The sequence below is a fragment of the Clostridium sp. genome (genome assembly GCF_036642255.1).
Lineage (GTDB): Bacteria > Bacillota > Clostridia > Clostridiales > Clostridiaceae > Clostridium_J.
The window spans coordinates 41046-50736 of record NZ_JAVWDJ010000029.1; the positions used below are offsets into that span (position 1 = coordinate 41046).

The window sequence follows — 9691 nt, forward strand, 5'->3', positions numbered from 1 at the left end:
GGTTGAACAAATGAACTTGTTCATTATTTAGAAGAAATGAGATGAATGTATGTACCCACTGAAGTTTAACAACTTATATTATGAAAAAATATGGGGTGGAAGAGAACTGGAGAAATTCAGAGCCAACGTACCTAGTGGTAACATTGGTGAGAGTTGGGATGTTGCTTGCCATGAACATGGAGTGAGTACTGTAATCAACGGTGAATTTAAAGGGAAAACCCTACAAGAGTTAATAGATTCCTATGGTGAAAAAATCCTGGGAAATAAAATAGAAGAAGAAACTTTTCCACTGCTACTAAAGATCATAAATTCTAAGGAAAACCTATCCATACAGGTTCATCCTCAAGATGAATATGCAAGAAAAGTAGAAAAGTCCATGGGAAAGACGGAAGCTTGGTATGTGCTAGAAGCTGAAAAAGGTGCTACCATAGTTTTAGGCACCAAGGACTGCGGAAAAGATGAATTTCATCAGGGGATAAAAAATGATACTCTTCATCAGTACATTAATACTATAGAAGTGAAAAAGGGAGAGGTATATTTTATTCCTAGCGGAATGATACATTCCATTGGAAGAGGGATAACCTTAGTAGAAATTCAGGAAAATAGTGATATTACCTATAGAGTATATGACTATGGAAGAGGAAGAGAAATCCATATAGAGAAATCCCTAGACGTAATAGACTTTTCGCTCAATGGATGCAAAACAAATCCTATGGTGGAAGAACATAGTGGCTATACAAAGCAAACTCACTGCACTTGCAGCTATTTTGCTTTAGAAGAATATAAAATAAGCATCTCCTTAAGTGAAGAAGCAAGGGGAGAGCGATTTTACATATATACCTGTGTAGAAGGTAGTGGAGAAATTATTTCTAAAGATTACAAAGAAACTATAAGCTATGGTGAAAGTATTTTAATACCAGCTAGTTTAGGTGAATATAAATTAGTGGGGCAAATGAAGGTACTAAAAACCTATGTACCTTAGAGATCTGAAATAATAAATAAGTTAAGATGCTTTTACAAAAATAAAAGGCCAAAGGAGATAATTATGAGAGTTTCTATTATATGTCCTTTATATAATGGAGAAAAGTATATAAAAGATTTACATAAAGCCTTAAAAGCTCAGGAACAAGTGCAGCTTTCCTCCATAGAGTATATCCTTACAGAGTCTGGAGATAACTCTGAAGAAATATTAAAGGCCATAGGGGCTACCTATAAGGTTATTGGGAGAAAAGAGTTCTCTCATAGCAGAACTAGGGAAGACGCAGCCTTTAGAGCAGAGGGAGATATAATAGTATTCATAACTCAAGATATTATCATAAAGGATAACCTATGGCTTTATAATCTTACAAATCCAATAGTAAAGGGCGAGTGTGAGGCCTCCTTTAGTAGACAAATTTGTGATAATAATACTATAGAAAAGTATGTTAGAGAAAAAAACTATCCTGAAGCTAGCAGAGTGGTTTCCAAGGAAGATATAAATTCATTAGGATTTAGAACCTTTTTTTACTCTGATGCTGCCTCAGCTATAAGACGGGATATTTATGTAGAACTTGGTGGTTATGATGGAAAACACCTAGTAATCAATGAAGATATGTATTTAGCTTATAAAATTATTACAAATGGCTACAGGATAAAATACTGCAGCGAGTCACAAGTTATACATTCTCATAAATTTAAGTTAAAAGAATTATATAAGAGATATTATGACACTGGAGTATTTCTTCAGGAAAATAGCCATTTCTTAAGATACAAAGCTAATAAAAGTGGCTTTGGACTTTTTGGGCATGTGCTTAAGAGGTCCTGTGAAGAAAAGAACCTTCCAGTACTAGTAAATATAGTACCCAACTTTGCAGCTAGATTTTTAGGAAGCTACTTTGGAAAGAAAAGCGTAAAGAAAAAATAATAAAAAAATCAAGAGCCATGAGGCAGACAATATCCGCCCCTGCGGGATTTATAAAGGAGGAAGCTCCTCGGCGATAAATTCCTCAGGGGTGAAATTATATCCACTAATTTTTTCACCTCTGAGGTGCAACCTTATAATGGTAGAAGGTAACTTGCGGAACTACAACTCAATGAGGCCACTATTCGTAGGAGAGATTAATAGTGATGCCTCAAAAGTCCAATTACATACAGGGGACTCAAATATCACAGATGAATAAATGGAAAACATGAACATGAAAGAGAGGATTTTGTTTTGAGAAAGTTATATCTGCTCATAAGAGCCATACCAAAAACTTTATATTTTAATTTTAAATATCTTCCCTTTAAAAAGGGTATAAAACTTCCCTTTATGGTATCCCATAGAGTTTGGCTCATGGATACTAGGGGAGTAGTTAAAATAAATTCAGAAAACCTTAAGCCAGCCATGATTAAAATAGGCTTTGGGGAAGTTGGTATCTTTGATCAAATGAGAGAGAGAAGTATTTGGAAGGTGCTTGGAGAAGTTAACTTTCAAGGATCGGCTTCTTTAGGTCATGGAACAAAGATTTCTGTGGAAGAGAAGGGTAAGTTAACTCTTGGAGAAAATGTTATAATAACTGCAGAATCTTCTATAGTTTGTAGAAAAGAAATTATTCTAGAAGATGATGTCATGGTTTCTTGGGAAACTCAAATAATGGACAGTGATCTTCATTTCATAAAGGATAATGAAAACAACATCATAAATTGTGATGAAAAAGTTCAAATAGGAAGAAAAACTTGGATAGGTTCAAGGTGCAGCATTTTAAAAGGGGTAACCTTGGCGCCAGAATCCATTATTGCAGCAGGAACAATTGTTTCAAAGGCAATCAACAAACAACTTGAAGGAAAAGAAAAGTGTTTAATTGGAGGAAATCCTCCAAAAATTATAAAAGAAGAGGTTACTTGGGAAAAATAATGTTCCCATATCACCTGGCAGGTACATCCATATTTTGTGACTACCTCAGAGGTGATTACAAAAGTTACCATGATATCTGAGGTGCAAAGAAGAAAAAACATAAGAAAGATGGTGATTCTCCTGGGTAAACTGCAATTAAGAGACAGAAGAATTAGAGACTTGTCCTATACTTTAGGTGCCAATTTAATAAGCTTAATTAGCGGCCTTATTATAACTTTTGTTATACCAAAGATGTTATCCATAGAGGAATATGCCTACTTTAGAGTGTTTACCTTTTATCTAGGTTATGTAGGAGTGTTTCATTTTGGTTTCAATGATGGAATTTATATAAACTATGGGAAGTATGATTATGATACCCTCCCAAGAGAAAAGTTTAGAACTTACTTTAAGTTTTTGACTATCTTTCAAAGTATAGTTGCAATAGTGGTTTTTATAGTGGGGGCAGCTCTAACTAAAGATAATACAAGAATTCTTATTTACCTATTTTTATCTATAAACATAATTTTAGTTAACTTAATAGGCTACTTTGAGTTTATAAGCCAGTTTGTTAGAAGGTTTGCAGTATATTCCTTTAATTTAGTATTATCTAAGATACTTTATATAGTTGGAGTTATAGGTTTTATCTTTATAAATAACAATAGTGGAATGTATTTTATGATGCTTCAAACCATAGTAAACCTAATAATCCTGTATATATACATAAGAAAGTATAAGGGAATAGTTCATGGAAAAAGTTATAGTATCAAGGAACTAAAGGATGATATAAAACACAATATATCCTTAGGGCTGTTTATTATGCTAGGAAACTTTGTTACCATAATCATCATCGGAATAGATAGAATCTTCATAGATAAATTCTTTTCTGTTCAGGACTTTGCAATGTATTCCTTTGCGGTTTCTTTACTTTCTATGTTCTATTTAATCCTAAATGCTATTACCACAGTAGTCTATCCTTACCTTACGAGAAGTGAAGGAAAAGATAAAGCTAAAGTGTATGAAATCATGAAAACCACCATCTTCGTGTTAGTGGGCTTTTGTCTTTCAGGGTACTTCATTTTTGATATTATAGTAAGAAGTTACATACCACAATATAGCGAAGCGCTAAAAATCACAGCAATAATATTTCCTACCATATTACTCAGTGGGGAAATAAATATAGTTACACAAAACTTTTATAAAACCTTAAAATTACAAAAAGAATACACAAGAAATAATGTGGTGGCGGTAGCTATTTCCCTTGTAACTATAATTATTGCCTTTTTAATGTTTAAAACTACCACATCAATAGCCATGTCCTCCTTAATTTCCTTTTATCTTTGGGGGATCTATGGAGACAGATATTTCGCCAAAGTTATTGGAATAAACACAAAAAAACATCATATAGGAGAATTTCTTACAATATCACTTTTTTTATACCTAACTTTTAGGGTAAAATGGTATATAGGGTTTATACTATATATAATCCTGTTTTCCATAATTGTAGCAATACTCTTTGGAAAAAACATTAAGGAAATTAAAAATGTGATATTGAGAAGGAGCTAATCTTACTTATGAAGAAAAAAATATATGTAAATGGAACTATACTACATGAAACTCCCACTGGGCTTGGAGTTTATGCGAAAAATATATTAAAAATTTGGGCAAGAGATAAGAAACCTGTAGAGGTGTTTTGCCCTATTTCTATAGAAGGGTTAAAAGTTCAACCTGTAACAAAATATGTGAAGCCTTCCTACAAGAAAAAAGGTGGATTGGTGAGACTTTTATATACCCAACTTATGATGCCTTTTAAAATAAAAAGTGGGGATATACTTTATCATCCCTTTCAGTACCTATCACTACTTGCTAGGGGAAAACAAATAATCACCATTCACGACTTTATACCCCTTCATTATCCTGAGGTGGCAATGCATCAGTACAGATATTACAAATATTTAATGCCACACCTTCTTAAAAGAGCACATAAAATCATATGTATCTCCAACAAAACTGTGGAGGATTTGCATAGATTCTATAAGGTAGATGAGAGTAAGGTTCACATGGTATATAACGGCTATGATGAGGAGCTTTTTAACACTGAAGGCATAGATGAGAAAATCTTAGGAAAATACTCAATAAATTATCCATATATGATCATGGTAGGGGCATCTTATCCCCATAAAAATCTGCATAAAGCAATTAAAGCTTTTAGTGAGCTAGAAGATAGAAATGGTTGCAAGTTATTAATCATTGGAAAAACTTCTCCTTATATAGAGAGATTAAAGGAACTAACAAAGGAATTAAACCTTCAGGAAGAAGTTATATTCTTAGGTTATGTGGGAGATGAAGATTTAAAAACTCTTTACAATAAAGCGGTAGCATTTGTGTATCCAACCCTATATGAAGGATTTGGACTTCCAATCTTGGAGGCAGCAGCTTGTGATACAGTGGTGCTTTGCTCAAACAATTCTTCTCTTCCAGAAGTATATGGGGAAGGAGCAGTAACCTTTAACCCTGAAAATGTGGGAGAAATAAAGGATGCTATGAAAGTGGCCCTTAAAGATAAAGCAAAAGTTGAGGATATAAAGAAAAAAGCTAAAGAAAACTTAAAGAGATTTTCTTGGGAAAAAACAGCTAAAGAAGTTTATGAAATAATCAGTGAAGAGAAAGAGGGATAAATGTTGTATGAAATTTTAGGGATTATTCAATTAGTAATTCTTTTACTCTTCTTGGGATATTACTTAAAAAAACAAGGAGTTATAATCTTTGTAGATCAGATTAAAATAATGTTTCTCCTTTGGATCATAACTCTCATATTATATGATTTGAGGCTAAGTACTCTGTATAATCCTACAAATCAAATAAATATAATAGTGTGTGCTATATGGGGAAGTTTCCTAATTCTTTCAAAGTTCACAGGGCTTAAAGAAGAAGACATCCATTATACTTTCAAGGAACTTAAGGACAGAGAAATAGAGAAAAGATACTTCAACCTATCCAATTTAATATTCATCGTGGCAGCGGCGTTTTTTTTCTACAACGTATATAAGCATGGCCTAGCCATAGCAGAGGAAAATAAAATCGATAAGCAAGCAATGGATCACTACAGTGGGTATATAGTTTATATGCTAGTACTAGTTGCCGAAATAAAATATATACTTCTAAGAAACTTTAAAAGATGGCAGGATTTAGTTATATTTATATTAAGCTTCGGAATCTTGCTTCTAACCTTAAATAGAGGACCTATTGCATTCCTATTTATATCACTTGGGCTTTATGAGGTTTTTAACTTCATAAACATAAAAGAAAGATTAAGTAGTAAAATGAGATACTTAACCTATGGAGGGTTCATTTTACTCATAGCAGCATTCATATGGTTCTTTGGATTTGTTGGAAACCTTAGAATGGAATATGTACTGGAAAATGTGTATGAAAGAACGCTATGGGAACATTATGGAGTGGGAGAATACATGCCGTCAGGACTCTTATGGGTGTATATTTATCTAACAAGTCCCCTAGAAAATGTAGCTTTCTCCTTAGGTAATCAGGTGGTAAACCATGCTTACTTCAATAATTTGTTTTATCCCTTTGTTAAATTCTTTGCCAACATTATTGGTAAAGGAGACGAATACAAAGTGTGGCTCCTAGATAGGGCAACCTATATACCATACCTAGAGAAAAAAGTAGGACTTAATGCAGGTTCCTTTATTCCAGAAGCCTTTCAGGATTTGGGATTCATTGGCCTTGCAGTATACCTATTAATGTATATGGCTCTAGCTTACCTATCGATAAGTTTAATTAAGAAAAGAGTAAACATGAGCAGTATTAGTAAAATATTAATTTATACTAATGTAACAAGCCTCCTGCTTTGGAGTGTTTTTGTGAATTCCTTTAAAATGCCAATACTGCTACTAAACATCATGTTGCTTTTGGCCATAGAGTATGATTATAAACAGGGGTATTCAAAGAGGCTGCTGAGGATTATTAAGAGATAATAGAAATTGGCAACTTTAACTAGTTGTCAGGTGAAAGTTATATAAGGTAAAATATATAGAGGTATAATAAAAATAACTAGTTCATGTACTAGTTATTTTTTGAGTAGTTTGGTTTTATAATCCAATACTGGGTTAATGATGATTCTTTTCCATAAAGATTATGGAGACAAACCCTGCATAACCACCTTAAATCCCTCAATAAAAGGGGATTTGTAACGAAAAAGTATTAGTATAGGCTTTTCAAATGAAATTTATTATAGCAAAGAAAGGCTTTAGGAATTGGAGATGGTTTGCAAAGTGGTGAGATACCATTTTGGCTTTATAGGAAGAAATATTATATTCACTTGGACGTGGGATAGAGAGCGATAAAAAATGGTTCAAGGAGTTTTAAAATTATAAAATTATAAAGTTATTAGATAATAAATAAATACAACAACTATGGTAGACTAAATGAGATAAGGAGTGGAACTATATGGGCATAATGTCTAAAATATTCGGAAGCTATAATGAAAGAGAAGTAAAAAGACTGTTACCTACAGTGAATAAAATAATGGCTTTGGATGAGGAAATGTCAAAGCTTACAGATGAGGAACTAAAAAATAAGACCTTTGAACTAAAAGAAAGATTAGCCAATGGACAAACTTTAGAAGATATATTGGTGGAAGCTTTTGCAGTAGTTAGAGAGGGTTCTTGGAGAGTTCTTAAGATGAAGCACTACAGAGAACAGCTTATTGGTGGAATGGTACTTCACCAAGGAAGAGTTGCAGAAATGAAAACTGGAGAAGGAAAAACTCTAGTAGCAACATGTCCAGCATACTTAAATGCTCTTGCAGGTAAAGGGGTTCATATCATCACAGTAAATGATTACCTAGCAGAAAGAGACAAGGAAGAAATGGGACAAGTATATAATTTCCTAGGGCTAACCACGGGAGTTATACTACACGACATGGAGCCTGATGCAAGAAGAGAAGCTTACAAATGTGACATAACCTATGGAACTAACAGTGAGTTTGGTTTTGATTACTTGAGAGACAACATGGTGGCAGAGCCTGTGGAGAGAGTTCAAAGAACCTTACACTATGGAATCGTAGACGAAGTAGACTCTATATTCATTGATGAAGCAAGAACTCCTCTTATAATTTCAGGACAAGGAAACAAATCTAATCTTATCTATAAAAGAGCTGATAGATTTGCAAAGTCACTGAAAAAAGAAGAGGATTATGTAATAGATGAAAAGACTAAAGCTGTGATGCTAACAGAAGATGGAATTGCTAAGGCTGAAGAGTACTTCCAGGTGGAAGATTTCACAGCTATGGAAAACATGGAAGTTCAACATCACACTATTATTTCCCTAAGAGCTAACTATGTAATGCACAATGGAGTGGATTACATCATTAGAGAAGGAGAAATAATGATAGTGGACCAGTTCACAGGAAGAGTTATGGAGGGAAGACGTTTTAGTGAAGGTCTTCACCAAGCCATTGAAGCAAAGGAAGCTGTAAAAATCAATGAAGAAAATGACACTTTAGCTACTATCACTTATCAAAATTACTTTAAACTTTATAAAAAGCTATCAGGAATGTCTGGAACAGTGGAAACAGAGGAAAAGGAATTTAGAGAAATCTATAACCTAGACGTAGTGGTAGTTCCAACACATAGACCAATAGCTAGAATAGATAGAGAAGATGTAATCTACAAAACAGAATTTGAAAAATTTAAGGCTGTGGCAGAAGACATTGCAGAAACCTATAAAAAAGGTCAACCAGTGCTGGTGGGAACTGCTTCTGTTGAAAAGTCAGAGATTCTATCATTTATGCTTAAGAAAAAAGGTATACCACATCAGGTGCTTAATGCAAAAGAACATGGCAGAGAAGCAGAAATTGTGGCAAGAGCTGGAGAAGTTGGCACTGTAACTATTGCTACCAACATGGCAGGACGTGGTACAGACATAAAGCTGGGTGAAGGCGTAGTGGAACTTGGTGGCCTTAAAATCATCGGAACAGAAAGACATGAAGCAAGAAGAATAGATAATCAGTTAAGAGGACGTTCAGGTCGTCAAGGGGATGTGGGAGAATCTGTTTTCTATGTTTCCTTAGAAGATGAAGTTGTAACTCGTTTTGCTAAAGAAAGACTAGAAAATATTGAGAAGTCTAATACCTTTATCGAAGGGGAATCCATAGATACAAAAAAAGTTCGTGAACTTGTAAATGTAGCACAAACTAATGTGGAATCTCATCACTTTGAAACAAGAAAAGACTTAGTGAAGTATGATCAGGTGCTAGATAAGCAAAGGGTAATAATCTATGACCAAAGAAACGAAATAGTAGAGCAAGAAGACATATCAGAAAACATAAAAACTATGATTGAGGATGTAGTAAGCAGTGAAGTAGAACTGCATCTTACTAGTTCTAAAATTGTTGAAGAGGAAATGGACTCCTTGTTAGTAGCAATAGAAGATATTATTGGAAGTAAAAAAGAATTAAATAAAGAAGAATTGCTTTCTCTTAAGAAAGAAGAAATAAAAGAAAAACTATTAGAAGCTGCATTTAACCTATATGAAGAAAAGAAAACTTACTTAAAAGAAGCAATAATGCGACTTCAAAAGAGCATACTTCTTAGAGTAGTTGATAGAAAATGGATAGAGCATATAGAAACCATGGGAAACCTTAAAAAGTATATAGCTCTTCAAGCCTATAACCAAAAGGATCCATTGATATCCTACCAACTACAAGGTGGGGAGGTCTTTGAGGACACAGTATATGGAATGAAGAAGGAAGTAGCGAGACATATACTTCATATCAATATCGAGCCTTTTAAAGCTGAAATGGCTAAAGAAGAAGCTAAA

The 9691-nt window shown here is 33.8% G+C and carries 7 protein-coding genes; all 7 read left to right on the plus strand.

Annotation, left to right across the window (positions count from 1 at the left end; genetic code table 11):
* Positions 1-49 precede the first annotated feature (49 nt).
* Positions 50-982 (plus strand): type I phosphomannose isomerase catalytic subunit, encoded by a 933-nt coding sequence (locus tag RR409_RS14635; RefSeq protein WP_332558510.1) that lies wholly within the window; start codon positions 50-52, stop codon positions 980-982.
* Between the two features lie 63 nt (positions 983-1045).
* Complete coding sequence (locus RR409_RS14640) at positions 1046-1903, plus strand: glycosyltransferase (RefSeq protein WP_332558511.1); 858 nt, start codon at positions 1046-1048, stop codon at positions 1901-1903.
* Between the two features lie 291 nt (positions 1904-2194).
* Positions 2195-2875 carry an acyltransferase gene (locus RR409_RS14645; protein ID WP_332558512.1) on the plus strand — a complete coding sequence of 227 codons (681 nt, stop codon included), beginning with the start codon at positions 2195-2197 and terminating at the stop codon, positions 2873-2875.
* A gap of 36 nt (positions 2876-2911) precedes the next feature.
* A complete protein-coding gene (locus tag RR409_RS14650) occupies positions 2912-4417 on the plus strand; it encodes an oligosaccharide flippase family protein (RefSeq protein WP_332558513.1) in 1506 nt (501 codons plus the stop codon).
* A gap of 8 nt (positions 4418-4425) precedes the next feature.
* Entirely contained in the window at positions 4426-5529 is a 1104-nt protein-coding gene (locus RR409_RS14655) for a glycosyltransferase family 1 protein (protein ID WP_332558514.1), read from the plus strand.
* A complete protein-coding gene (locus tag RR409_RS14660) occupies positions 5530-6846 on the plus strand; it encodes a hypothetical protein (RefSeq protein ID WP_332558515.1) in 1317 nt (438 codons plus the stop codon).
* A 472-nt stretch (positions 6847-7318) separates the two neighbouring features.
* Positions 7319-9691, plus strand: a 2373-nt coding sequence (gene secA, locus RR409_RS14665; RefSeq protein WP_332558516.1) for a preprotein translocase subunit SecA, incomplete at its 3' end; no start/stop codon positions are given.